This window comes from Devosia sp. Leaf64 (genome assembly GCF_001421945.1).
In the GTDB taxonomy this organism is placed as follows: Bacteria; Pseudomonadota; Alphaproteobacteria; order Rhizobiales; family Devosiaceae; genus Devosia.
Genome location: NZ_LMLO01000021.1, coordinates 179013 through 205334, shown reverse-complemented (window position 1 = coordinate 205334; position 26322 = coordinate 179013). Strand labels below are relative to the sequence as shown.

22 protein-coding genes and 1 pseudogene are annotated in these 26322 nt (G+C 60.5%); 12 read left to right on the top strand and 11 right to left on the bottom strand.

The genetic code is table 11. From position 1 onward, the window contains the following. Positions 1-175 precede the first annotated feature (175 nt). From ASE94_RS13905 to ASE94_RS13895, 3 genes are all read right to left on the bottom strand, one after another. The gene (locus ASE94_RS13905) at positions 176-589 is read right to left on the bottom strand and encodes a response regulator (RefSeq protein WP_061907228.1); all 414 of its coding nucleotides are present in this window, start codon (positions 587-589) and stop codon (positions 176-178) included. Between the two features lie 146 nt (positions 590-735). Further along, entirely contained in the window at positions 736-1464 is a 729-nt protein-coding gene (locus tag ASE94_RS13900) for a PspA/IM30 family protein (RefSeq protein ID WP_062630902.1), read from the bottom strand. Continuing rightward, positions 1461-1907 carry a DUF2170 family protein gene (locus ASE94_RS13895; RefSeq protein ID WP_062630901.1) on the bottom strand — a complete coding sequence of 149 codons (447 nt, stop codon included), beginning with the start codon at positions 1905-1907 and terminating at the stop codon, positions 1461-1463. The genes ASE94_RS13900 and ASE94_RS13895 overlap by 4 nt, the downstream gene beginning before the upstream one ends. 208 nt (positions 1908-2115) lie before the next feature. Here ASE94_RS13895 and ASE94_RS13890 point away from each other — a divergent pair, with 208 nt between their 5' ends. The 5 genes from ASE94_RS13890 (at position 2116) to ASE94_RS13870 (ending at position 5923) form a co-directional block, all read left to right on the top strand. Further along, positions 2116-2775: a DUF2491 family protein gene (locus tag ASE94_RS13890; RefSeq protein WP_062630900.1), complete on the top strand. Its 660-nt coding sequence runs from the start codon at positions 2116-2118 to the stop codon at positions 2773-2775. A gap of 32 nt (positions 2776-2807) precedes the next feature. Beyond that, entirely contained in the window at positions 2808-3209 is a 402-nt protein-coding gene (locus ASE94_RS13885; RefSeq protein ID WP_061907232.1) for a DUF350 domain-containing protein, read from the top strand. Between the two features lie 11 nt (positions 3210-3220). After that, positions 3221-3805 (top strand): DUF1190 domain-containing protein, encoded by a 585-nt coding sequence (locus tag ASE94_RS13880; RefSeq protein ID WP_062631347.1) that lies wholly within the window; start codon positions 3221-3223, stop codon positions 3803-3805. A 3-nt stretch (positions 3806-3808) separates the two neighbouring features. Beyond that, on the top strand, positions 3809-4966 hold the full coding sequence (locus ASE94_RS13875) for a glutathionylspermidine synthase family protein (RefSeq protein ID WP_062630899.1): 1158 nt from the start codon (positions 3809-3811) through the stop codon (positions 4964-4966). A gap of 66 nt (positions 4967-5032) precedes the next feature. Further along, positions 5033-5923 carry a lipid kinase gene (locus ASE94_RS13870; RefSeq protein WP_062630898.1) on the top strand — a complete coding sequence of 297 codons (891 nt, stop codon included), beginning with the start codon at positions 5033-5035 and terminating at the stop codon, positions 5921-5923. Positions 5924-5926: 3 nt separating this feature from the next. Here ASE94_RS13870 and ASE94_RS13865 read toward each other — a convergent pair whose 3' ends face one another. The 7 genes from ASE94_RS13865 to ASE94_RS13835 form a co-directional block, all read right to left on the bottom strand. Then, positions 5927-8125 (bottom strand): AI-2E family transporter, encoded by a 2199-nt coding sequence (locus tag ASE94_RS13865; protein ID WP_062630897.1) that lies wholly within the window; start codon positions 8123-8125, stop codon positions 5927-5929. Positions 8126-8341: 216 nt separating this feature from the next. Then, positions 8342-9403 carry a sn-glycerol-3-phosphate ABC transporter ATP-binding protein UgpC gene (gene ugpC / locus ASE94_RS13860; RefSeq protein WP_061907236.1) on the bottom strand — a complete coding sequence of 354 codons (1062 nt, stop codon included), beginning with the start codon at positions 9401-9403 and terminating at the stop codon, positions 8342-8344. Between the two features lie 11 nt (positions 9404-9414). Beyond that, the gene (locus ASE94_RS13855; RefSeq protein ID WP_062630896.1) at positions 9415-11616 is read right to left on the bottom strand and encodes a glycoside hydrolase family 2 TIM barrel-domain containing protein; all 2202 of its coding nucleotides are present in this window, start codon (positions 11614-11616) and stop codon (positions 9415-9417) included. A gap of 9 nt (positions 11617-11625) precedes the next feature. Further along, complete coding sequence (locus ASE94_RS13850) at positions 11626-12438, bottom strand: carbohydrate ABC transporter permease (protein ID WP_061907238.1); 813 nt, start codon at positions 12436-12438, stop codon at positions 11626-11628. Next, on the bottom strand, positions 12435-13280 hold the full coding sequence (locus ASE94_RS13845; RefSeq protein WP_061907298.1) for a sugar ABC transporter permease: 846 nt from the start codon (positions 13278-13280) through the stop codon (positions 12435-12437). The genes ASE94_RS13850 and ASE94_RS13845 overlap by 4 nt, the downstream gene beginning before the upstream one ends. A 222-nt stretch (positions 13281-13502) precedes the next feature. After that, positions 13503-14783, bottom strand: a complete 1281-nt coding sequence (locus ASE94_RS13840) for an extracellular solute-binding protein (protein WP_200913657.1) — start codon at positions 14781-14783, stop codon at positions 13503-13505. A 95-nt stretch (positions 14784-14878) separates the two neighbouring features. Further along, positions 14879-15865 (bottom strand): LacI family DNA-binding transcriptional regulator, encoded by a 987-nt coding sequence (locus ASE94_RS13835; RefSeq protein WP_062630894.1) that lies wholly within the window; start codon positions 15863-15865, stop codon positions 14879-14881. Positions 15866-16009: 144 nt separating this feature from the next. Here ASE94_RS13835 and ASE94_RS13830 point away from each other — a divergent pair, with 144 nt between their 5' ends. The 5 genes and pseudogenes from ASE94_RS13830 to cobA form a co-directional block, all read left to right on the top strand. Further along, positions 16010-16600 (top strand): ANTAR domain-containing response regulator, encoded by a 591-nt coding sequence (locus ASE94_RS13830; protein WP_061907240.1) that lies wholly within the window; start codon positions 16010-16012, stop codon positions 16598-16600. A 6-nt stretch (positions 16601-16606) separates the two neighbouring features. After that, on the top strand, positions 16607-17773 hold the full coding sequence (locus ASE94_RS13825) for a CmpA/NrtA family ABC transporter substrate-binding protein (protein WP_062630893.1): 1167 nt from the start codon (positions 16607-16609) through the stop codon (positions 17771-17773). A gap of 557 nt (positions 17774-18330) precedes the next feature. Continuing rightward, a complete protein-coding gene (nirB, locus tag ASE94_RS13820; protein WP_062630892.1) occupies positions 18331-20820 on the top strand; it encodes a nitrite reductase large subunit NirB in 2490 nt (829 codons plus the stop codon). 5 nt (positions 20821-20825) lie between these two features. Then, on the top strand, positions 20826-21161 hold the full coding sequence (nirD, locus tag ASE94_RS13815) for a nitrite reductase small subunit NirD (protein WP_156352160.1): 336 nt from the start codon (positions 20826-20828) through the stop codon (positions 21159-21161). Positions 21162-21242: 81 nt separating this feature from the next. After that, positions 21243-22013 (top strand): annotated as a pseudogene (cobA, locus tag ASE94_RS13810) (uroporphyrinogen-III C-methyltransferase); the annotation flags it as partial. Positions 22014-22016: 3 nt separating this feature from the next. Here the strand turns inward: cobA and ASE94_RS13805 are convergent. Beyond that, positions 22017-23009 carry an MDR family oxidoreductase gene (locus ASE94_RS13805; RefSeq protein WP_062630891.1) on the bottom strand — a complete coding sequence of 331 codons (993 nt, stop codon included), beginning with the start codon at positions 23007-23009 and terminating at the stop codon, positions 22017-22019. 207 nt (positions 23010-23216) lie between these two features. Between ASE94_RS13805 and ASE94_RS13800 the strand changes: the two genes are divergently transcribed. Together ASE94_RS13800 and ASE94_RS13795 are read left to right on the top strand one after the other, a co-directional pair. After that, complete coding sequence (locus ASE94_RS13800; protein WP_062630890.1) at positions 23217-24146, top strand: metalloregulator ArsR/SmtB family transcription factor; 930 nt, start codon at positions 23217-23219, stop codon at positions 24144-24146. Between the two features lie 267 nt (positions 24147-24413). After that, a complete protein-coding gene (locus ASE94_RS13795) occupies positions 24414-25925 on the top strand; it encodes an alpha-N-arabinofuranosidase (RefSeq protein WP_062630889.1) in 1512 nt (503 codons plus the stop codon). Positions 25926-26322: the final 397 nt, after the last annotated feature.

Genomic DNA, 26322 nt, shown 5'->3' with positions numbered 1-26322 from the left:
TGCTCCGGGTTAGGCTGCCCTACAACACCCGCCAATCCCTCCCGGTTGCAGCGTAAATATGCATAACAGCACAGACGGAACTTAATGTGGGCGCATGGCGAGCGAAGAGCTCAGGTTTCCGGGCTGAAAGCTGTCTAGAGACTGGCAATCGGCAGGCTTACGGTTGTGTCAAAATCTACTTGGCGCGTTTTTTCAGCGGCTCAGGCTTGGCGCCGTCGGGCAGGATATCCTGCAGGTGATCGTAGACCACCTCGTCGCTAAATGGCTTCTTCACAAAGACCGCACCTTTTGGCAAGTCATCGCCCTGGGGCTCGATCATGCCTGAAGCGACGAGAATGCTGATATGCGGCCATGTCCTCGCGCAGACCTGGGCCAGATGAAAGCCGTTCAGTTCGCCGGGAGGCATCTGCACGTCGGTGAACAAGAGCTGGATGCTCTCGCCTTCACTCTCGAGGATCGCAAGGGCCTGATCGACGCCTGATGCTTCATGCACACGAAAGCCGGCGTGTTGGAGGATATCCGAGGCATCCATACGGATCAGCGCATCGTCGTCGGCGACTAAGGCGTATGGCGTAAAGTCGTCGGACATCTCGTTCTCCCTGGCGTTGGCTCACCAGAACGTACGAGATGGCGGAACGATCCGCCAAAAACCAGACGCCCCAAGCATATGCAGGACGAGAGAAAGTAGGGAGGCATGGTTCTCCGCATACCGGCGAAGAACCATGCAGATTAGGCTTAGCTGTCCTTCTTGCCGCCCGGCAGGGCAAGCGGATCGGACGATGCGGGCGAAATCAATTGCGCAAGGATGTCATCAGCAGATTGGCTGGAGCCGCCAATGCCGGCTTCGAGCAGCTGCCGGTCGAGGTCGTTACCGTTTTCGAGCGCGGCAAGTTCAGCGCCGGCGGCGATCCGGCCGGCGGTGGCTTCCTGGCGCTTCTTGATGCGTTCGAGACTATCGACTGCACTGCCAAGGCGGGTATTGATGCCGGACTGGCTATGGGCCAGTGCTGACTGCGCCTTAAGCAAAGCCTCGTTGGCTTTCACATTGTCGACTTCGCGTTTCATCTGCGTGATGCGCGCTTCGGTGTCCTGAATGGCGCGCAGCATTTGCTGCTGGCGCGGCAGGAGCTGGTCGAGCTCGGTCTGGTCGCGCTGCAGTTCGGTGCGGATCGTCGCGATACGCTGGGCTAGACCCTGGGCCAAATCGGTGCGGCCGGCTGCGATAGCGGCGCGAGCGCTATCCGTGTCTTTTGCTTCCTTGGTCCGGTTCTCTTCGATCCGGCGCATCACGCTCTTGTTCGAGGCCATAATGCCGGCAAGGTCAGACCGCGCCTGGCGCAGAGACTGCTCGGCATCGCGGATTTCCTGATCGAGAATGCGCATCGACTGGCTATCGGCGACCGCCTCGGCCGCTTCATTGGCGCCGCCGCGGATGGCGGTGAAAATCTTACCCCAGGCGCTCATGCTGCGAAGTCCCCATTCTTCCATTCGTTGATCATGTCGGCGGCGTCGACGGCATTGGCTGCCAGCACGGCGACTTCTTCGACCACTGCTTCCGCGCTTGAGCGCGCCGAAAGCGAGCCAAACAGTTCATACCATTCTTCGCCCTGGATTTGGGTAATGCCAAAGCTCGAGAGCGGCACGAGCTTGTGGGTGCGCAGCACCATGCGCTCGAAGGCTTCGCGGTTGGGAATGTCCTTGCACGGCGCGAGTACGACGCTCGCCAGAATGTCGCGATCCCCGCTCACCGTCACGAAGACGTCCAGATCGCCCTTTTCCTTGAGCGTCACATAGAGCACGCTGCCCTCCGGCGGCACATGCACATCCACGTCGCCAAGCGCCTCGGGATCGGACGCGAAAAGCTGCGTCAAGGTCGTGAGGTTCCAGGTGTCCAAAAGGTCCTCCATAGGATCTGTCGATATCGACCGGCATGTGCGGGCCATTGCGGGCATATGGTAGTATCGTCCGGCGGCTGCAATGACTTTCTGACTGTGGCGACTTGTCGCCACCAATTGCAACGCTTTGCCTTCCTAGCATCTTGTTGCATGGCTACCATATAATCATGCGACGTTGCGCCGGGGCCCGGCTGAAACGTAGAGCGTCGGGGAGGCAGAGATGGTCGGCTGGTTTGGTCGAAAGAGTGAAGCAAAGCCCCTTCCGGTGGAGCGTGGGCCGCTTGCCGTCGGCATCGGCGGCGCTCTGGATCTCGACCTGCTCTCGCTCGAAGCCAATGCCCTCGGCGGCGATCCCGCCATGCCCCTGCCCCTCAGCGGACCCTTTATCGTCGCCGCTTATGGAGAGGCTAAGCTCGACGCGAGCACCGTGCTGTCGCGCTATTATGATGAAGAGCATCGCCTGATCCAGGCAATGTCCGGCGGCGGAAAGCCGGGCAATGCGGTTGAGGACATCAGTTTCTATCATTCCTGGGACAGCGTGGTGCCATCCGGCGCAAGCGAATGGGCCCGCTGGACTGGACCCCAAGGGCTGATCGGCCTGCCGGAATATGACGCCGACGGTATTCTCTTCCGCCGCTTCTGGGGCGAAGGTCCCGACCGTGCTCCGCTCGTCGAATTTGTTGAACAGGTCGATGATGGCGAAACGGTTCGCTCGATCCACCAGACCTGCATGCTTTACTATCGCCCGCTCGGGCAATCGCGCGAAATGCTGCTGATCAATGTCGAGCGCGATCTCGGCGAACGCGAGCGCCAAACCGGCAGCTCCGTGGAATTTATGATCGGCTATGGGCTGACCCCCGCCGATGTCCGACGCGTCTGATCATTTGACCTTTTATCCAACGGAGTTTCGACATGCTTGACTATGTGGCGGGCCTGCCGGCCTTCCTCGGCTACTTCGCGATCGGCCTTGGCGCCTATGGCGTTTTCGCGCTCGTCTACACGGCGATTACGCCCCATCGCGAAGTCGAATTGATCCGCGCCGGCAACATGGCAGCCGTCACGGCGTTTCTCGGCGCCATCCTCGGCTTCAGCTTGCCGCTCGCCTCGGCGGCCGCCAATTCAGTCAGCATTATCGACTACATCATCTGGGCAGCGATCGGCATCCTCGCTCAAATCCTCGCCTATTACGTTGCCAACTTCACCCTCAAAAATCTGCACGAGAAGATCACCAATGGTGATGTGACGGCGGGTATCTGGGGCGGTGGCATCGCGCTTGCGGTCGGCATTCTCAACGCCGCCTGCATGACCTATTGATGGAGACCGCCATGCGCAGACGTCTCAGCGGGCGCAAGCCGCCGCTTCTTTCCTTGGGGACCATAGCCCTCTCGTCCATGGCCCTTTCCGCCTGTGCCGGTGATCCGCCGGGCGAAGTACTGTTCTCGTCGGTCGATCAGTGCATCACTGCAGGCATGGATGCCCAGGTGTGCCAGGCTGGATACCAGGACGCGATGCAATCACATCTGGCCAACGCCCCGCGCTTTGATGGCCTTGCCGCCTGTGAGGCCGAGTATGGCGCCGGGCAGTGCACCGAGGAGTCGACCAGCGCAACCAATACCGGCGGTGGCGGCAGCTTTTTCACGCCGTTCCTCGCGGGCTATCTCCTCTCCTCGACCATCAACAACCTGACCGACTATAACAATTATCGACGCACTCAGCTTAACAACGGCTATGCCTATGGCTCGACGCCCATCTACCGCAATCGCAGCGGCCAGACGCTGACACCGGGCTCGCGTCCCGGCGGCGATGTCGTCGCCCCGGGCCGCCAGACCATGCAGCCGGTCAACGTCAACACCCGCACCGTCGTTCGCCAGGGCTTTGGTGGTGGCGGCAATTACAGTTTGGGCGGCTGAACCATGAAACGCCTTACCTATCCTGAGCGTCCCGGCTGGCGCGAAAAAGCGCGCGCTGCCGGCTTCGGTTTCCATGAAATGTATGGCGAGCCCTATTGGCTCGACGATGCCGCCTATGCCTTCACGCTGGAGGAAATCGAAGAGCGCATCGAAGCCCCGAGCGAGGAACTGCACGAAATGTGCATGGACCTCGTCGGCGATATCGTGGCGAGCGAAGAGAGCCTTGATCGCCTCGCCGTGCCGGAGGACCTGCGCGATCTCGTCCGCTCATCATGGCAGCGCGGCGATCGGCATCTCTATGGACGGTTCGACCTTGCCTATGACGGTATCGGCCCGGCCAAACTCCTCGAATTTAATGCCGATACGCCCACTTCGATCTTCGAGACGGCCTACTTCCAATACAACTGGCTGACCGACCAGATCGAGGCCGGCGTGTTGCCCGAAGCTGCTGACCAGTTCAATTCGGTGCAGGAAAGCCTGATCGACGCCTTTTCCAGCTTTTCGACCGATCCGATCTTTCATTTTGCAGCGATGACCGACAATGAGGAGGATCGCGGCACGACTGTCTATCTGATGGATTGCGCCAGTCAGGCCGGGCACCGCGTCGAATTGCTCGACATCAAGGATATCGGCGTCGATGCGCAAGGTCGGTTCACTGACCTTCAGGACCGGGTTATCGACCGTTGCTTCAAGCTCTATCCTTGGGAATTCATGTTGCGCGAAAAATTCGCCGAGCATCTCCCGCAGTCTGGTCACGTCTTCGTCGAGCCCGCTTGGAAAGCCGTGCTCTCCAATAAGGGCCTCCTCCCGCTTTTGTGGAAGCGCTATCCCAACCATCCCAACCTGCTCCCCGCCTTCTTTGAGGACGATCACGACGCCCAAAGCCTCACGAGTTTCGTGCGCAAGCCGCTCCTGTCGCGCGAGGGTGAAAACGTCACCATCACAACGGATGGCAAAGAGCTGGCATCGGCTCCGGGCGATTATGGCGACGAGGGTTTCATCATCCAGCAATACGCGCCTCTCTTCGAGAGCGAAGGCGGATTTGCCGTGTTGGGGAGCTGGATGATCGGTGACCGCGCAGCGGGGCTTGGGATGCGCGAAGACCGGTCTCGGATCACGGCAAATCTCTCGCGCTTCGTGCCGCACGTCATCCTCGACTGAAGTCGGCCTTGTCGCCGCCCTCTTTCAACGCCATTTGAGGCAGTCTTCCCGTTCAAGGTGCCTTCAATGAGCGTATCTCCGCCCGCCCGCCGCCGCGCTCTGATGCTGGTCAACCCCAATGCACGGCGCGGGGCCGAAGCTCTCGATCCAATAATAGAGCGTTTCGCCAATGGCGGGGTCGATGCTGTCGTCGAACGGTTCGAAACGCCTGATGAGGTGTCCGCCGATATTGCAAGGCGCCGGCACGAGGCTGACCTGGTCATCGTCTGCGGCGGCGACGGCACCATCAACTCAGCCGCCAAGGGCATTCTGGAAACTGGTCTGCCCATGGGCATCATGCCGATGGGCACGGCAAATGATTTGGCCCGTACCCTCGGCATTCCGAACAATCTTCTGCAGGCCGCGGACGTTATCATCAATGGCTCAATCCGGCGCGTCGACTTAGGCGAAGTGAACGGCCACCCATTCTTCAACGTTGCAAGCATGGGACTGAGCGTCGATCTCGCGCGTGGCCTGACGCCCGAGGCGAAACGGCGATGGGGCAAACTTGGCTATGCGCTGGCTGCGATCAAAGTCGCGACCCGCGCTGAGCGCTTCCGCGCCGAAATCATCAGCGATACCGGCAACGCAAAAGTCAAAACGCTACAGATCGCGGTGGGGAATGGCGTGCACTATGGCGGGGGCACGATGATCCATGCCGATGCGACCATCGAAGATGGTCATCTCGATCTCTACAGTCTTGAGCTCAAGAATGTCTGGAAGTTCGGATTGATGCTGGGCGCCTTCCGCCAGGGTCGCCATGGCGCCTGGGATGAAGTGCGCACGGCCAAGAGCACCGAGTTTGATATCCGCACGGAAGTGCCGATGGCCGTCAACACCGATGGCGACCTCGTCACCGAGACCCCGGCCCATTTCGTCATCCGGCCAAGCGCCATTGCGGTTTTTGCGCCGCAGTGAGCGCTATCCCGCTAGCACTGGCTGTGGCAAGTCTAGGTTGATCTGCTCCGCGAGCATCAGATCGACCAATTCTGCGGCGCTGCGCTCGAGCCTTTCGAGGTCGGCGTCGCTTAAAGTCACGGCCTGATAATCCAGCAGGGCCAACACGCCGACACGGTCGCCGTTTGGCATTTTTAGCGGAGTGCCGGCATAGAGAAGTATGCCGTTCGATTGCAGAAATGCGTCGTGAGCCAGAAGCGCGGCATTCATCTCTTGCGTAACGAACAGAGGCTTATTGCCGTGCGCGGCAAGTCGCGTGAGTTCGTCCGAAGGGGCTTCATTGCCAGCAGTGACCTGTCCCAACAGGTCGACACGCGCGACGGCTACGCCGAAGTCAGCAGCAATTTTCTGGAGCCGCGCCTGAACCAGCGTCTTGGTGGGATCAAGGCGCGGCGAAAGTGGCACGCGCTCGACGGGACCCAGGTCGCTCTCCCATTGCCTGTGCAGAGATTTCGTGGCGTCGACGTGATTGCGGTAGATCGCGTCCAGATGCAGCCGCTCCACAGTTTCGCCGTCTGTCGGCTCGCCAAAGGCACAGGCAACAAGCTTGATATCCCCGCTCCGCCGGCGCAGCCGGCGCGATACATAGCGCGCTTGCGAACGTATATCTGCGCCGAGAAAGACCATGGCGACGATACCGACATCGTCGAGATCAAGCCGTTCTATGGCCTGTGGCTTGATCGCGAGCGGGGGTAGCACCCGGGTCGGAATGCCTCTTTCGGAGAGTTGGATGGCGAGAAGTCTGGCGGCGGCCTCGTCGACCTCGGTGCGACCGCCGATCAGCAAGATGATTGGACCGTCCTCGACGTCAGAGGTCTCGAACTCTTCGAGCATCATGTTGAAAGATTCGACCATCTGGCGCCTTTGATCGAAAGCTGCCGGGCGGTCGGTCAATTCCTCGCTCGCCATGATCAGCGCCGGCAAAGCGACCTCATCTATGAAGTCGGCTTGGCTATGTTCGGTCGTATATTCTTCGAGAATCTCGGTCGCCGCGATCGGGTCGCCTTTGAGGAGGCGCTGATAGAGTTGTTCCGGTGGGGTCAGCACGGGCTCGCTGCCCAGCAGGGTATCGAGGAACCGCAACTCGGGAATATGACGGCCAATGACGACGAGGCAGACGGTCATCGGGGTTGCAAGAATTAGCCCGATCGGTCCCCAGAGCGTGGCCCAGAACATGGCCGAGATCAGGATTGCTATGGGCGAAACGCCGGTGCTCGAACCGTAGAGCCGGGGCTCTACGACATTGGCCGTGGTGAGGTCGAGAACGAGGAAAAGACCGAGGGTCAGCAGCAACATGTTCCAAGTTGGATCGACCGCAAAGGCGAGCGCGAATGGAACGGTTGCGATGATCAGGGCGCCGACAAATGGGATGTAGCGGAAGACGACGATGAGGACGCCCCATAAGAGGGCGCTCGGCACGCCGATCAGCCAAAGACCGAGCCCGAAAAGCACGCCGTAAGTTGAGTTTACAGCCAATTGGACCAGCAGGTATCGGCCCACTCGGCGGCTGGCGTCGGCCATGGCGAGATTGGTCTTGGCGTAGTCGCCGGAGCCGACGAGGCGGATAAATCTTTCAAGCATGTCGGCGCGGCCAAGGAGCAGAAAGATGAGGAAAATCACGACGATGGCGAGGGTAGCAACAGGTCCGACGATGGAGCCGAGCACCGAAGAGAGCAGTCCAAGCGGTCCGACATTGTTGGTGATCGCAACCGGAACCGGGCGGCCCTCGGCGGGCGCCTCGACTTGGGTGACGTCGGAAACCTGAGCGGAAAGACTACTTATCGTGCCGTTGATCCGCTCCATCAACTCGCCACCAAACTGCTCCTGAAGCCCGGTCAGCTTGGTGGAAACGGTCTGCTGATAGCCCGGCAAATCCTCGGCTAGTCGGGCAAGTTGTAAACCTGCCAAAGTGGCGAGACTGAGCAAAAGGCAGAGGGCACCAACGACAGCGAGGATGACAGCGACCGCATCGGGGAGGTGGAGGCGGCGGTTGAGCCAGGTGACGAGGGGGGTCAGCGCAAAGGCGAGGAGGATGGCGAGAACCAGCGGCACGATAATGCCGGCGCCGAAGTAGAGAAGCGCAGCAACCAGAGCAAAAGTTGCAATGGATTCAAAGGGCGTATGGCGGCGCACGATAGACGGTTCGATACGGCGTTCAACCATCACAACCCTCTTGGCCACAGTATGTGGGGACAGTTGCTAAAGCGCCGCGGCGCCCTTTTGGTTCAGGCTCGAAATTAATTCTGTTTTGGAGGGCCGCTGACTGTCACCGATCAATGGGTGAACTGGTCATCGTTTGGGTAGCATTCCGTTATCATCGACGAGGATTTAGCGGATTATTGCGGTGCCGGCGGTTTCCGGCCGGCACCGTGCGGGAAATTAGGCGCGGATGCGCTTGCCGTCTTGGCCGAAGACGAGAAGGTTCTTCGGGTCAAAATGGGCATTGTAGGTTTCGCCCGTCTTGAGGTGGCGATCATTGCCGGTCGCGATGGTGAGGAGCGTGTTGCCCTCGCCGCGCGCATAGGCATAGGTCTCGCCGCCAAGATGCTCGATGATCTCGACGCGGGTTTGAAGGGCGGCGCTGCCTTCGGGATCGAAGTGCTCGGGGCGGATGCCGACTGTGACGGATGCACCGGGAGAAACCGGGACGGGCGACGGCAGAATCTGACCGGGAAAATCGGTGAGGCGGATGCCGCCCGCTTCGGCGATGCCGGGAAGGAGATTCATCTTGGGTGAGCCGATGAAACCAGCGACAAAGAGATTGTCCGGATTGTCATAGAGATCGAGCGGCGAGCCGGCCTGTTCGATGATGCCATCGCGCAGCACGACGATCTTGTTGGCGAGGGTCATGGCCTCGACCTGATCGTGGGTCACGTAGATGATGGTGGTCTGCAGTTCCTTGTGGAGCCGCGCGATCTCGATGCGCATGTGAACGCGGAGTTCGGCATCGAGGTTGGAGAGCGGTTCGTCGAAGAGGAACACGTCGGGGTGACGGACGATGGCGCGGCCGATGGCGACGCGCTGGCGCTGGCCACCCGAGAGCTGCTTGGGGAACCGGTCGAGCAAAGCGCCGAGTTCGAGGATGCGCGCGGCTTCCCCGACCTGCTTGGCAATCTCTTCCTTGGAGCGGCCGGCGAATTTGAGGGCAAAGCCCATGTTTTCGCGGACCGTCATATGCGGATAGAGCGCATAGGACTGGAACACCATGGCGATGCCGCGATTGGACGGATCGACATCGTTCATGCGCTTGTCGCCGATGAAAAGATCACCCGAGGTGATCTGTTCAAGGCCGGCGATCATGCGCAGGAGCGTCGACTTACCGCAGCCCGAGGGGCCGACAAAGACGACGAATTCCTTGTCTTCGATGTCGAGATCGACACCCTTGATGACCTCGACCGAGCCGAAGGTCTTGCGGACATTGCTAAGTTTCAACCCGGACATGGTAGCACTCCTCAGACAGCGGTGAGCGTTGCGATGGTGCGGCCAAGCCGCTCATTGGTGACAGTGACGGTGATCGGACCCTTGCCGGTCGAGCGGAGCCAGAAGCCGGTCGATCCCGCGCGAAGCGGGACGAGGCCCGGTCCTATGCGTTCGGCAGCGCCCGACACTTCGATCGAGACAGGCTCGGGGAAGAAGGGGAGCTTTTTGCCCGACTGATCGAGCGCACGGACGAGAACGCGAACGGTGTCGCCTTCGGCGCCGATTTCGGTCGCATCGGGTGCAACTTCAATCTCATGGGCGATCGGGTCGGAGATGAAGGTGACCGTCTTGACGGCCTTGCCATCGATATAGCCGGTGATCGTTGCGTCTTCCCAGGACATGCCCCAGAGACCCAGTTCTTCTTCGCTGAGATCTTCGCGCTTGATGACGACAGGCGCATGGGGAAGATGCGGGAACGCCGCGCGATCGGGACCAAGGCGCTTGGGCGCGTTATTGCCGTAAGCGAGTTCGACTTCGTCGCAATTTGTCAGGATCATCAGCGGCAGAACGCCACCGATATTGCGCTCGCCACGGGCCCAGAAGGTTACCGGCTTCAAGATGATCTCATCTTCCGGCTCGCACTGGCTGGCATAGGCGAAGGCGGCGAACTTTGGCTCGCGGAACATGTCCATGACGCCATGGTGGCAGAGGCGGTCGCCGGAGCCAAAGTCCTTGTGCGTATTGTAGTCGAACGCGCACCAGCCGATGCAGCCGGCGATCTGCGGATCGCCATAGGCAGCATTCATGACTTCCAGGTGCCGGCGCACATGCTCGGCCTGGCGCTGCTCCTGATCGTAGGACTTGGTCGGATACATGTGACCACCATATTCGGTGATCATGTAAGGCACGACGCGATCAAGGCCGGTGACTTCCTGCTGCGGACGCAGCGGGGTGCGCGGACGGTTGCCACCCCATTCCTCGTTGCCGAGGATGAAATCGTTCATGGTGTAGACGTCTTCGAGCAGTTCGCTATCGGTGATGTAGCGGACGCCGCCGGTCTGGCGGGTCGGATCGAGTTCGCGCGCCAGTTTGTTGGTGCGAACGTAGAAATCGTGATCGTCCTGCGATTCATTGATGCGAACGCCCCAGATGACAATCGATGGGTGGTTCCAATCGCGCGTGATCATGCGGCGGACGTTTTCGACCGACTCGTCCTTCCACGCGGCGGGGCCGATATGCTGCCAGCCGGGGATTTCTTCGAACACGAGAAGACCAAGTTCGTCGCAACGATCGAGGAAGTAGTGGCTCTGCGGATAGTGCGAGGTGCGCACCATGTTGAGCTTGAGCTCGTGCTTGAGGATTTCGGCGTCCTTGACCTGTGCCGACTTGCCCATGGCGTAGCCGATATAGGGGAAGGACTGGTGGCGGTTGAGGCCACGCAGTTTGAGCAGCTTGCCGTTGAGCTTGAAGCCGTCGGTGGTGAATTCGGCGCTACGGAAACCGAAGCGGATATTTGCCACATCCTGGCCAGCCGCGGTGTCGAGGGTGATTTCGAGGCTATAAAGGGTGGGGGTCTTGAGATCCCACAGCGTAATGCCCGAGAGGTCGTTGAAGGCAACTTCGACCGTGTCACCGGTGATGGCGGCATCGGTCGTGGCAATGGTATTGCCCGAGGCGTCCTTGATCGCTGCGACAAGCGTGCCCGAAAGCGCATGATGCTGGGGATTGGCCAGCTCGACGCGGGCGCGAACCGACTTCTTCTCGGCGAGCACGTTTGGCGTTTCGATCTTGGCATTGCCGACGAAAACCGGCGCCGTGACGCGCAGCCAGGCTTCGCGGTAGAGGCCGGCATAGGTCAGGTAATCGATCTGGCCGCCGAATGGTGGGATCTCGGGGTTCTCGCTGCCGTCGATGATGACGGTGAGGACGTTTTCGCCATCGTTGAGCTTGCCGGTCAGGCGGCCTTCGAAGGGAGTATAGCCATCCTTGTGCGCTGCGATCTCGGCGCCATTGAGAAGGACGCGGGCATTGGCCATGGCGCCGTCGAAGACGACGGACACGTCCTTGCCCTGCCAGGCCGCATCGGCCGTAAAGCGCTTTTCGTAAGTGAAGACGCGCTGATAGGCCTTCTCGTCGAAATAGGAATAGGGAAGCTCGACCGCGTTGTGTGGCAGGCGAACGGTTTGACTGCCTTCAAAGAGCCAGCCGGTATTAAAATCGATCAAAGGACGCATATTCAGGTTCTACTTAACGGCGCCCAGCATGCCTTCGACGAAGCGGCGCTGGAGGACAAAGAAAATGATCAGGGTGGGAAGCGTGGCCAAGACGGTCCCGAACAGCAGCATGCCGTAATCGGGGGTATAGGCCGAAGTGAGAGCCGAGAGGATCAGCGTGATCGTCTTGTTATCTGCGGTTTGCAGCACGATCAGCGGCCAGAGGTAGTTATTCCAATTGGCCATGAAGACGATGATGGTGGCCGCCGCATAGGTCGAGCGCATCACCGGCATATAGACATAAAAGAAGATCTGCCACTCGTTGAGGCCATCGATCTTGGCGGCGTCACGCAGCTCGCTCGGGAACGCCTTGGTGGCCTGGCGGAAGTAAAAGATGATGAAGATCGACGCCACGGTCGGCAGGATCGCCGCCGCAAACGTGTTCACGAGCTTTGCCTGGGAGAACATGACAAAGAGCGGGACCATCATGGCGGCGAAGGGGATCGAGAGCAGCAAAAGCAGCAGCGCGAAGACCTTTTCGCGCACCCGCGAGCGGAACATCTCGAAGCCATAACCGGCCAGCGATGAAATGATCAGCGTCAATACCGTGCCGACAATGGCGATGATGGCCGAGTTCATGAAGATGCGCGGCGCATCGACCTGAGCAAAGAAGGTGGCGGCATTGGTAAGGAAGGCGCCGCCGGGCGTCGTCTTGCCGCGAATGATATCGGCAGACGCATTGGTGGCGCCGATGATCATCCAATAGAACGGGAAGACCGAAATGAAAGCAGCAAGGCTCAGGAGCGCATAGACCAGGCCGCGACGGAGAATTGCGGGGTTCATGATGACTTCACCTTGCGATCACGCGCCACGAGGAACTGCAGGAAGCTGAGAATTGCGACCAACACCACGATGACCCAGGAGACAGTGGCCGAATAGCCGAAGCTGGGCATGAACTTGAAGGTCAGGTTGTAAATGTAAAGCGACAGGGTGACGGTGGAATCCGAGGGGCCGCCGGTGCCGCCGGTAAGGTTGAAGACCTCATCGAAGAGCTGCAGCGTACCGATGGTCGACACAACGGTGGTGAAGAGGATCACCGGCTTCAGCATCGGAATGGTGAGGTAGCGGAAGCGAGCCCAGGCGGGGACGCCATCGATACGCGCCGCTTCATAGATCGAGCGATCGATGTTCTGGAGCGCTGCAAGATAGAAGATCATGTTGTAGCCGGTCCACCGCCAGGTGATGGCCATGATGATGGTGACCTTGGCCCAGAAGGGGTCGCCGAGCCAGGAGATGGGGCCGCCAATGATGTGCAGCGCCATCAGCGTCTGATTGACGACGCCATCGACGGCGAACATCGACTTGAAGATGGTCGAGTAAGCAATCAGCGAGGTAACGCAGGGGAGGAAGATCGCGGTGCGGAACAGGCCGCGGAAGCGAAGGGTCGAGTCATTGAGCGCGACGGCGAAGAGCAGCGCCAGCGTGATCATGATCGGCACCTGCACGATGAAGAACGTGAAGGTATTGATCAGGGCGCGGATAAAGACCGGGTCCTTTGTCAGGCGCTGGATATTGGCGAGACCGCCAAAGCTGAGATTCATCCCCTTGCCGACCTGGAAGCTCATCCAGAGCGACCAGACGATGGGATAGATCATGAACAGCCCAAGCAGGACCAATGCCGGCATGACGAAAAGCCAGCCATTTATCCGCTCACTGCGCGCGAGACCCGATTGCGCCACGACAGACTCCTTGTCGGTGGATTGCTGTTTCACTCATCTCGATACGAGATGAAGACATCAGACCGCCCTGCCGACTGCCCATGAAAGGATACAGCCGAGGGCCCCGCGATCGCTCGCGAAGCCCCTGGGAGGACAGAATTGGGGGCGACGTTGCCGCCCCCTTGCAGATTACTGCATCTGCTGCTGGGCCTGATCGTTGATGGCCTGGAGGGCCGCATCGATATCGCCGCCCTGGATGATCGTGGGCAACTGAGCCGCGACAGCGGAGTCAACTTCGGCCGTGAAGGTGCCATAGCTGACGCTTGGGATCTGACCGAGCCAGGTCGAGAAGTTCTGCCAAACGGGTGCGCCGCCGAAGAAATCGTCGGAGGCCTTATAGGCTTCGCCTTCACGCGCCGAGAGGAGCGAACCGACAGCGCCGCGCTTGATCAGGATGTCCTGGTAGAAATCCTGGTCGCCGGCCCAGACGGTCTTGAAGAAGTCGATGGCTTCTTCCTTGTTGTCCGAAGAGGACAAGAGGAACCAGCTCGAGCCGCCCTGGTTGGACGCATTGACCGAACCTTCGAGATCGAGGCGCGGGATCGGGGCAACAGCCCACTTGCCGGACTGATCGGCATTGGCCTTGATCGTCGCAGTGATCCAGACACCGACGGGAACCACGGCAACTTCGCCACCAGTGAAGGCACCGGTATATTCGGCCCAGCCGGAAACCGGCTTGACGAGGTCAGCCTGGTAGAACTTGGCGTAGGTTTCGAGCGACTTCTTGAGCGCGGCATTGTCCGTGATGTGGAGCGAGCCGTCTTCGTTGAAGTACCATTCGCCAGCCGACTGCATCATCATGCGGATGACGCCGGTGTCATTCATGTCGAGGTCGAGCAGCTGCTTGCCGGTCTTTTCCTTGACGGTCTTGCCGATTTCGACAAGCTGGTCCCAGGTGATGTTCTCGAGATCAGCAGCGGTGAAGCCAGCTTCTTCGAGGTAGTCCGAGCGGTAAAAGAGACCGGTCACGCCGGAGTCAAACGGCACCGAGTAGGACTTGCCATCGAGGGTCGCGGCCGCAACCTTGTAGGGCGCGAAAACCGACATATCGATCGAGTCCGACAGCGGCTCGAAAGCGCCGGGGAACGACTGCAGATACTTCTGGGCAATGTCGTCCTGGATCAAAACGATATCGGGGAGTCCATCGGTGCTGCCAGCGAGAAGCTGAGTCTGCAGCTTGGCACGGATGTCGTCCTGGCTCGCGGTATCGTCGACGTTGAACGTCGTTTCCGGATGAGCCTTGGTGTAGATTTCACCAGCTTCGCGCATGGTGTCGCCATTGAAGGCCTTATCCCAAACCCAAACCGAGATTTCGCCGGCAGAGGCAGAAGCCGCAGCGACGGTCACGATGCTGATACCAGCCAGGGCAACACAAAGGGTGCGCTTCCAGCGCATGGACATATCTGTCATAGTTTCCTCCCATAGAGGTGGTCCTCACCACCTTGAGGGAGACTGTAGCCGCTAAAATTCCAGCGCGCAAATAATTTCAGTAAATTTTTACTGCGTTATTTTTCAACGGGTTGGCGGGTGCTTGCGCGCCAAACCAGCTTGGATGCCAAGGTAATTTGCTTGGCAAGATCACGCCCCCCGACCCGCTCGAGCAAGAGCTCGATGGCCGCCTCGCCGATCTCTTCGGCAGGCAGGTGAACCGTCGTCAGGGGCGGATTGAGGAATTGCGCGACGGAGATGTCATTGAAACTCGCCACCCCGATATCGCCGGGAATGGTGAGGCCGCGCTCGTGAATGGCGCGATAGGCGCCGATGGCCATGGAATCGTTGAAGGTAACGATGGCATCGAACGGGCGGCGATCGGCGAGGAGATCGCGCGTCAGGCGATAGCCGCCCTCCTCCGTATTGTCGCCCGAGCGGAAGAGACGGTCATCGAACCAGCCGGCGGCGGTCATCCAGTGAACGAAGGCCTGGGCGCGGCGATCGCCCCAGCCGATATAGGCGATGCGCCGGTAGCCGCGCTGAGAGAGTGCAGCGAGCAGCTTTTCCATGGCGGACCAGAGATCGGCGGACACGGAATCGATGTCGTCATCGGGCGGCACGTGATCGGCAAAGACGATCTGGCGGCAGTGGTGGCGGAGCCAATCGATCTCGTCTTCGTCGTGGCGGCCGATGACGATGGTGCCAGACGCGTCCTGCAGGAGGTTCGCATCGGGGCGCGCGTCGGTGTGGTAAACTTTTACCGTTTCGATCTTGAGCGCGGCGCAGCGGCGCTCGATGCCGAGGCGCATGGCGACGTAATAGGGATCGACGAGTTCGCGCTCGGGGGCGAGAAAATGCACCAGCGCGACCTTGATCAGGCCCTGCTGCTGATTGGCGCGGTTGCGATTGCGCGGGGTAGAATAGTTGAGCGCTTCGGCCGTTTCGATGATCGCCTGGCGCTTGCGGGTCGAGATCGACAGCGTCATATCGTAGTTGAGCACGCGCGAAACCGTGGCGCTTGAAACGCCCACTGCGGCTGCGATTTCCCGGAGGGTGACCATGGGCGCGAAGCTATAGTCAGGCCATGCGCGCGGTCAACAACACGTATCAAGTCGCGCGGTTTTTCCAAAGGCCATGCAAATGGATTTGCCGGAGCCGCGCCAATATGACAGGAATATTGCCACACTTAAACGGACCAGTGAGACATGGCCCGAACCGAGCTTTCGATCCTGATCATTGACGAGAATCGCATCCGCGCCTCGATCATCGAGGAAGGTTTGCGTGAGGCCGGGCACACGGAAGTCGCAGTGATCCACGACGTCAACGAAGTGGCGCGGACGATCGAGCGCGTGGCGCCGGATGTGATCGTCATCGATCTCGAAAACCCCAAGCGCGATACGCTCGAGCATTTCTTCTCGCTATCGCGCGCGGTGCAGCGGCCGATCGCCATGTTCGTCGACCGCTCCGATGTGGGAATGATCGAAAAAGCGGTCGAGGCCGGGGTTTCGGCCTATGTGGTGGATGGGCTCAAGAAAGAGCGCGTCAAATCGATCCTCGACATGGCGGTCTCGCGGTTCAATGCCTTTGCCCGGCTGACGCGGGAGCTGGAAGAAGCGCGGTCGGCGCTTGAAGAGCGGAAAATCATCGATCAGGCAAAATCGATCCTGATCGAGACGCGGGGGCTTTCCGAGCCAGAGGCCTACAATCTCCTGCGCAAGACAGCGATGAACCAGAATCGGCGGATCATCGATATCGCCCAAAGCCTGATCACCGCCGCAAAACTCCTGGGGCCATAGAAGATCATGTCGACCACCCTGCTCCATGCCGGATTTTTGCCGCTGCTCGACAGCGTGCTGCTGGTGCTCGCCAAGGAACTGGGCTTTGCCGAGACCGAGGGCCTGGCGCTGCAACTGACGCGCGAGACATCGTGGGCGAATATCCGCGACCGCTCGGCGCTTGGACATTTCGATGTGGCGCAGATGCTGGCGCCCATGCCGATTGCCGCAAGCCTTGGACTGACGCCGATCGCGACCAAGATGATTGCGCCGGTGGTACTGGGCTTGGGAAACAATGCGATCACCGTAAGCGCTGCGCTCTGGGAGCAGATGCAGCGCGAGGGTGCGGTTACCGATCTCGAGGCGGGCCCCGCTGGTGCGGCCCTGGCGAAAGTGGTGGCGCGGGGCGGCAAAAAGCTGCGCTTTGGCGTCGTGCACCAGACCTCGTCACACAATTATGAGCTGCGGTATTGGCTGGCCGCGAGCGGCATCGTGCCGGATCGTCATGTCGAGATCGTCGTGCTGCCACCGCCCCTTTTGCCGGAGGCGTTGGGCGCCGGTGGGCTCGATGGCTATTGCGTGGGCGAACCCTGGAACAGCGTCGGGGTGGCGCAGCACGGCGCACATATCGTCACGACGAAATCGAAGATCTGGGAATGGAGCCCCGACAAAGTCATGGGCATGCGCGCCGATTGGGCCGAGCGCAATCCCGAGACGGTGGCCGGGCTGATCCGCGCGATCTATCGGGCGGGCGAATGGTGCCAGCAGCGGGAAAACCGGCTGGCAGCGGCGGAGATCATGGCGCGACCGGCCTATCTCGATCTGCCGGTAGATATTGTGGCGCGGGCGCTGACCGGGGAGATCGATGCGGGCGACGCGGTGTTTACGCTGCCGGACTTTTATATTCCGCACGATGGCGCCGCGAATTTCCCATGGAAGAGCCAGGCGCTTTGGTATTTCGAGCAGATGGCGCGCTGGGGCGAGGTTGCCGTGAGCGCGGATAGCGCGCATTTGGCGGCGGAGAGTTTTCGGCCGGACCTCTACCGGGCGGCGCTGGCGCCGATGGGGATCGCGCTGCCAGAGGTAGATTACAAGCGCGAGGGCGATCGGGCGGAAGGGTATGCGCTCGATGGAGTCGCCATGGGTCCGAACCGGTTTTTCGATGGTGGGGTGTTTGAGGCGCGGGTTGGGTAGGGTTAGCTCTCCCAGCTCCGCTTGATGTTTGCCATCATAAGAAGAGGCTAGATGGCCCCGGCGTTTGCCGGAATTTTGTCAGAAAATATCTCGCCTAACTATCGGACTTCCCTCGGGCTTGACCCGAGGGTCTCTTACCCATTCGACAAAGCTTGTGGGTTCCACAATGGCCCTCGGGTCAAGCCCGGGGGAAGGACAGTTGGTGGGGTGATAACGGCGCCTTCGGTGGACGTCTGAAATTTCATCACGCCAATCTCATGCACACAAAATGATCAAGCTGGCGATGATGTGAGCGACTAGGCCTTATCGGCCAGCACGGCGACCTCCAATCGAACACGCTTAAAGCATTGTGATCACTTGACGATCCGCCTTGCCCTTTGATTGGCATGGTTCGTGCAATGTCTTGGGCAAGAGCTCCTCCCAAGACGCTCTCGATGATCGATGTCCAATGCTGGGCGTCAAAGGCAAGGCTGCCAACAGGTGCGAACCGGATTTTCCGGCGACGCATCAGTTGGCGGCCTTTTTGTTTTTCGCTGGAACACACGGAGCCCCACCCGATGGACCTATTGGCTGAATTTTCAGCGCCCGCGCAGGCGACCCGCACCGAGAAGCTGGTGGTGATCGGGGCCGGCATGGCCTCGGGCCGGGCGCTGGAGCATATTTTTGAAGAAACACCTGGCCGGTTTGAGGTGACGCTGTTCGGCTCGGAGCCGCGCGGCAATTATAACCGGCTAATGCTCTCGCCGGTTTTGGGCGGCGAAAAAGAATATGAGCAGATCATCACCCACGACACCGCCTGGTATGAGCGGCATGGGGTTTCGACCCGATTTGGCGAAACGATCACGGGAATTGATCGCCAGCGCAAGGTCGTCATCAGCAAAGCGGGCGAGACGCCTTATGACAGGCTGATCATCGCGACGGGCTCGGCGCCATTCATCATCCCGCTCCCCGGCAAGGACCTACCGGGCGTGATGGTGTTTCGCGATCTTGATGACGTCAATGCCATGGTGGAAGCGGCACAGCGGCCCAACCCGAAGGCAGTCGTCATTGGAGGCGGCTTGCTTGGGCTCGAAGCGGCGGCGGCGCTGCGGTTGCGCGGCATGGAAGTGGTGGTGCTGCACATTATGGGCCATGTGATGGACCGGCAGCTCGATCCCGCAGCAGGGTATCTGTTGCAGCGGGATCTCGAAAAGCGCGGCATCAAGGTGCATTGCACGGCACAGACCAAGGCGATCCTTGGCGAGAACTGCGTAGAGGCTGTGGCGCTCGACGATGGCACGACCTATGGCGCCGATATCGTGGTGATGGCGGCCGGCATTCGGCCCGAAACGCGCCTTGCCGTCGATGCTGGCCTCCATGTCGAGCGCGGCATTGTCGTCAACGACCAGATGGTGACCTCGGACCCCGACATTCTGGCGCTTGGGGAATGCGTCGAGCATGAGCGGGTGGTCTATGGGCTCGTGGCGCCGCTTTATGACCAGGCTAAGGTTTTGGCCAAGACGCTGGCCAAGCAGGACGCCGCTTTCCGCCCCGTGCAGACGGCGACGCAACTGAAGGTGACGGGTGTTTCCGTTTATTCGGCCGGCGACTTTGCCGATGCCGAGGACCGGGAAGAGATCGTGCTGCGCGACGCGGCATCGGGCATCTATAAGCGCGTGGTGCTCAAGGACAACAAGATCCTTGGCGCGGTGCTTTATGGCGAGACCGGCGATGGGCCGTGGTTCTACGACATGCTGCGCAAGGGCACGGACACGACAGAGCTGCGCGATACGCTGATCTTCGGACAGGCCTATCAGGGTGGTGCGGCCCTCGACCCGATGGCGGCCGTGGCGGCGCTGCCGGACGATGCTGAAATCTGCGGCTGCAATGGCGTTTGCAAGGGCAAGATCACTGGCGCGATCACGGGGATGGGCCTGACCGATCTCGATGGGGTGCGCGCCCATACCAAGGCTTCGGCCTCGTGCGGATCGTGCACGCATCTCGTTGAAAAGCTGATGGCGATTACGCTGGGCGATGCTTACAACCCCGCCGCCGTGAAGCCGATGTGTCCCTGCACCGACTATGATCATGGCGCGGTGCGCCGATTGATCGTCGCCAAGGGACTCAAATCCATTCCCGAGGTGATGCAGGAGCTCGAATGGAAGACCTCCTGCGGCTGCGCCAAGTGCCGGCCAGCGCTCAATTACTATCTCGTGGCCGAATGGCCGGGCGAATATGAGGATGACGGGCAGAGCCGATTCATCAACGAACGTGTGCACGCCAATATCCAGAAGGACGGGACCTATTCAGTGGTGCCGCGCATGTGGGGCGGGATGACCAACCCCAAGGAACTGCGCGCCATTGCCGATGTCGCCGACAAGTTCAACATCCCGGCCGTCAAGGTGACGGGTGGGCAGCGCATCGATCTGCTGGGCGTCAGGAAGGAAGACCTGCCCGGCGTCTGGGCCGATCTCAATGCGGCCGGGATGATGTCGGGCGCGGCTTATGCGAAGGGACTGCGGACGGTGAAGACCTGTGTCGGATCGGACTGGTGCCGGTTTGGGACGCAGGATTCGACCGGCTTCGGCATTCGGCTCGAAAAGTATCTCTGGGGCGCGTGGACGCCGGCGAAGCTGAAACTCGCGGTGTCGGGGTGTCCGCGCAATTGCGCCGAGGCGACCTGCAAGGATATCGGCGTGATCTGCATCGATAGTGGATATGACATCCATTTTGCCGGCGCCGCCGGGCTCGATATCAAGGGCACGGAACTGCTCGGCCACGCCGACAGCGAGGACGAGGCGCTCGAAATCATCGCGGCACTGACCCAGCTCTATCGCGAGCAGGGCTATTATCTCGAACGCATCTACAAATGGGCCAAGCGCGTCGGGATCGACACGATCAAGGCGGCGGTCATCGAAGATGGCGCCAAGCGCAAGCAGCTCTTTGATCGCTTTGCCTATTCCCAGCAATTTGCCCAGGTCGACCCTTGGGAAGAGCGCGTCAACGGCAAGGACGCCCACGAATTCGCCGCCATGGCCGAATTCGGATTTCCAGTGGCAGCGGAGTAATGGCCATGACCGAATGGATTGAACTCGGACCCGTTGCTGCCGTGCCGCGCCGGGGCGCCCGCTGCGTGACGACGCCGGGCGGCAAGATCGCGGTGTTTCGGACGGCAGAGGACCAGATTTACGCGATCGAAAATCGCTGCCCGCACAAGGGCGGGCCGTTGGCCGAGGGCATTGTGCATGGGCGGCACGTGACCTGCCCTCTGCACAACTGGGTTTTCGATCTCTCGACCGGCGAGGCGCAGGGCGCCGACGAGGGGCGGGTCCGGACGTTTCCCGTGCGAGTCGAGAACGGGCTGATTTCAATTGCGCCCGACGTGCTCATGCAAATCGCTGCCGAGTGATCGGCAGCGGGCGCCCGGATGTCTCCCCCCGGGCGCCTCCCTCATTCATTTTCCAAAGGTGTCATGATGTCGAGTTTGCCAGGGACTGCTGCGGGCCGCGTGACGCTGGTTGGTGCGGGGCCCGGGGATGCGGAGCTGCTTACGCTGAAGGCTGTGAAGGCGCTGCAATCGGCCGATGTCATCCTCTTCGATGATCTTGTTTCCGACGAGGTGCTGGAGCTGGCACGGCGGGAGGCCAAGCGCATGCTGGTGGGCAAGCGCGCGGGACGCGATAGCTGCCGGCAGGAAGATATCAACGTCATGATGCTGACGCTGGCCAAGCAGGGCAAGCATGTGGTGCGGCTCAAATCGGGCGACCCGATGATCTTTGGCCGCGCGGGCGAGGAGATCGCGAGCCTCGAGGCCGAGGGCATTCCGGTGTCGGTGGTGCCGGGGATTACGGCGGGGCTGGCACTGGCGAGCCGGCTCGGCGTGTCGCTGACACATCGGGACCACGCGCAATCGGTGCGGTTCGTGACGGGGCATTCGCGCAAGGGCGATCTGCCGGAGGGGCTCGATTGGCAGGGCCTCGCGAATAGCCGGACGACGACGGTGTTTTATATGGCGCGGCGGATGCTGCCGAAAATCGTCGAGAAGCTCGGGGCTTTTGGGATGAGTGCGGCAACGCCGGCGACGGTGGCGATCAATCTCGGGCGCGGCGACGAGGCGATCTGGCGCGGGCCGCTGGCGGAACTGGTGGCGGCGGCGGAGACGATGGATATCGATGCGCCGACGTTGGTGGCTGTGGGCGACGCGTTGGGGGTTGGCATGATGGTGGCGGCGGCCGAAGACGAGTGGCGCCGGGCGGGGTGAGGGCTAGCGATCGGGTCGGACGAGGACGCGGCCGCGGATCTGGCCACTGAGAATGCGGGTGGCCGCGGCGGGGAGGTCTTCGAGGCCGACCTCTTCGACCAGGGCGGCATAGGCCGAAACGTCGAAGAGTTCGGCGATGCGGGACCAGGCCGCGATGCGGCGCTCATAGGGCTGCATGACGCTGTCGATGCCGAGAAGGTTCACGCCGCGGAGGAGGAAGGGCAGCACATTGGTGCTGAGAGCGACGCCGGCGGTGTTGCCGAGTGCGGCGACGGAGCCGCCGTATTTGACCTGCTTGAGCCCTTTGCCCAGGATATTGCCGCCGACACAATCGACGACGCCGGCCCAGCGGGCGGGTTCGAGCGGCTTGTCGGGTTCGGCGAGGAAATCATCGCGGCCAAGCAAGGACTTGGCGCCGAGGGCGGTGAGGCTGTCGCTGTTTTCTGGGCGGCCGGTGAGCGCGGTGACGGAATAGCCCAGGCGTGCGAGGAGCGCGATGGCGATGGTGCCGACGCCGCCGGAGGCGCCGGTGACGAGGACATCGCCTTGCGCGGGGGTGAGGCGTTCGGATTCCAGGCGATCGACGGCGAGCATGGCGGTGAGGCCCGCGGTGCCAACGATCATGGTATCGCGGGTGGTGAGGCCTTTGGGCAGCGGGACGAGCCAATCGCCGTTGACGCGGGCGCGGGTAGAATAGCCGCCCCAATGGGTCTCGCCGACGCGCCAGCCGGTTAAAACTACAGCATCGCCAGGGGCATAGCGCGGGTCGGAACTGTCGCCGACGGTGCCCGAGAAGTCTATGCCAGCGATATGGGGGAAGGTGCGGACGAGACCGCCCTGCCCTGTCAGGCAGAGGCCATCCTTATAGTTGAGGCCGGCCCATTCGATGTCGACGGTGACATTGCCTTCAGGGAGCGCGGCGTCTTCCAAGGTCTCGACGGAATTGGTGACGGTGCCGTTTTCATCCCTTTGCGACACCAGGGCGCGGAAGCTCATGCCGTTTCTCCTCCCAAGAATTGGGTGAAAGGTAGAGTCTTGGGCGGGAAAGTCAAAAGCGGACAGGGGTAATTTGATTCAGGGAATGTGATTTGCTTGGGAACACTGGAAAATCCAGGCTTTTGTGACGAATTTGTTGCGCGCGACTTGATTGGTTCAGACTTTTGGATAGACATTTGCTCTCTATCATCCGAAAGACGTTGTCCCATGAGCCGCAATTTTCTGGTCGTCGATCCCGAGGAGGATATCGAGGTCTTGAAGGGTCTCGCGTCTCCGATCCGGGTGCGGATTTTGAAATTGCTCCATGTCGAGGGGCCGCTGAATGGCAATGACATTGCCGAGCGCCTGACGCTGCCGCAATCGACGGTTTCCACCAATCTGCAGATCCTGGAAAATGCCGGTCTGATCCGGACCGAGACGCAGAAGGCGCGCAAGGGCAACCAGAAGATTTGCCACTCGACGTTCGACGAAGTGCTGGTGATGTTCAAGGAAGACATCTCGCCGCTGCGCTCGAATGCAGTCGAGGTGGCGATGCCGTTGGGGCTCTATACGAGCTTTGACGTGTCGGCGCCGTGCGGGCTCTGTTCGACCGAAGGGATCATCGGTCTCCTCGATGTGCCGGACACTTTCCTTGATCCCGAGCGCATGAAGGCGGGGCTGATCTGGTTCACGCAGGGCTTTTTGGAATATCAGTTTCCGAACAATGCAAAGCTTGCACAGAATACGATTGAAGTGCTTGAATTTGCGCTGGAATTAAGCTCGGAAGTGCCAGGGACGTCGGCGGATTGGCCAAGCGATATCACGCTTTCGGTCAATGGGACCGAGATCGGTACCTGGACGTCGCCGGGGGACTTTGGCGACAAGCGCGGCGTCTACACACCGGACTGGTGGAAGCTCAAGGGCAGCCAATATGGCAAGCTCAAGAGCTGGCGCGTGACCAATGAAGGCACCTATGTCGACGGGGTGAAGATTTCGCCGGTGTCGCTGGTGGATCTGGATTTGGCGAACCACCACTCGATCCGCTTGCGCATTGCGGTGAAACCCGATGCCAAGCATCCGGGCGGGATCAATGTGTTTGGTCGCGGTTTTGGGAACTATGACCAGGATATCATTATGCGGTTGCAGACGGCTCGCTAGACCATACGCCCAGTCGGCCATAGCGGCCTGCAAATGCCGGTTTTCTCCGCTTCCGGTGCTCACGTACGGATGTACGCTCCGCTCCGGTTCTCGAAAACCACCATTTTCGCCTCGCTCTGACTCAACTGGTCGCACGGTCTAGTGCAAAACTACGCCTCTCCAAAAATCATACAAAAGTGCGCGGGACCGCTTGCGTAGAAGCGTTTAACTCCTGTACAACCGATTAACTGATCCAAATCAGAAAAACGGATTGAATGGGAGGACGGGGTGAAGGCTTCTGTCGTTGCGAATAAGGACTACACGATCTCTAAAATTGACGATCGTGTCTATGGGGCATTTTTGGAGCACCTCGGCCGCGCAATCTATGAAGGCATTTATGAGCCTGACCATCCGACGGCCGACAAGGACGGGATGCGTGGCGACGTCGCCAAGCTCGTAAAGGACCTCAATGTACCCGTGGTGCGCTATCCCGGGGGTAACTTCGTTTCCGCCTATAATTGGGAAGACGGCATCGGCCCGCGTGAGGAGCGCCCGACCCGTCTCGACCTCGCCTGGCACACGTCGGAAAGCAATGCCGTGGGTGTCCACGAATTTGCCGACTGGTGCGCGACCGTCGGCACCGAGATGATGCTGGCCGTGAACCTTGGTTCGCGCGGCGTCGATGAGGCCCGCAATTTCCTTGAATATGTGAACCATCCCGGCGGCACCTACTGGTCGGACCTCCGCATCAAGAACGGCCGCAAGGACCCGTGGAACGTCAAGATGTGGTGCCTCGGCAACGAGATGGACGGCCCCTGGCAGGTCGGCCACAAGGATGCCGACGAATATGGCAAGCTCGCTGCCAACACCGCCCGCGCCATGCGCATGTTCGACAAGGACCTCGAACTGATCGTCTGCGGTTCCTCGCATATGGACATGCCGAGCTTCCCCGATTGGGAACGCATCGTGCTCGAGCATACCTATGACCATGTGGACCACATCTCGCTCCATATGTACTTCGCCAATCGCGATGACAACACGCCTAACTATCTGGGCCTGAGCGAAAAGCTCGACCGCTATATCGAGACCGTCGCTGCGACGATCAAGCAGGTCAAGGCCAAGAAGAAGAGCAAGAAGGACATCTACATCTCCTTCGACGAATGGAACGTCTGGTACCATTCGAACAAGAAGGATCGCGAGATCCTCGACGGCAACAGCGGCTGGCCGCACGCGCCGGGCTTGCTCGAAGACATCTACAATTTCGAAGACGTCCTGATGGTCGGCCTGATCCTCAACACCTTCATCCGCCGCTCGGATGTGGTGAAGATCGCCTGTATCGCCCAGCTCGTGAACGTGATCGCGCCGATCATGACCGAAAAGGGTGGCCCAGCCTGGGCCCAGACCATCTACTACCCCTACTACTTCGCTTCCGTCTTCGGCCGCGGCACCGCGCTGCAACTGCTGACGACCTCGCCGGGCTACGAAACGACCCACGCCAAGGACACGGCATTTGTCGACGTTTCCGGCGTGCACAATGAAGAAGAAGGCACGCTGAGCTTCTTCCTCGTCAATCGCCACACGACGGACAGCATCGAAACCGAAGTGAGCCTGCAGGGCTTTGCGGGTGGTTCGGTGATCGACCATCAGGTGATGACGCATCCGGATCTGAAGGCCGTCAACACGGCCGGCAAGCAGGATGAAGTCAAGCCAAAGAAGGGCGAAGGCGCCAAGATCGCCGATGGCAAGCTGACGGTGACCCTGCCGCCTTATTCGTATCAGATGGTGCGGGTGAAGATTTAGTCTCTGGCATAGCGCGTGGGGCCTCACCCCCTCCCAGCCTCATCACCTCAGATCGCTCCACTGGAGCGATCTGCCCTCCGGTACGGCTCGGATCCCATCAAGGGGGAAGTGTCGCGGCAGTGTGTTGGGCGCCGATTGCGTCTCAAACGCGATCTGCACCTCCCCTAGATAGGGAGGCAAGGAGGGGTGCGTGTGCCAAAATGCCGAGTACTTGGGCACCCCTCCCCGGCCCTCCCCGTCAAGGGGACGATGGGCATCGTGGCAGTGGCGAGAGCTGGCCCAACAGATTTATCAACACGCGTCTTTGAGATGCGGGTTGGGTAGCATTACGGTAACATTCACCGCCTCCCAACGGTGAAACAGGGGACACATCGGCCACGGTGTGTCCCTTTGCTTT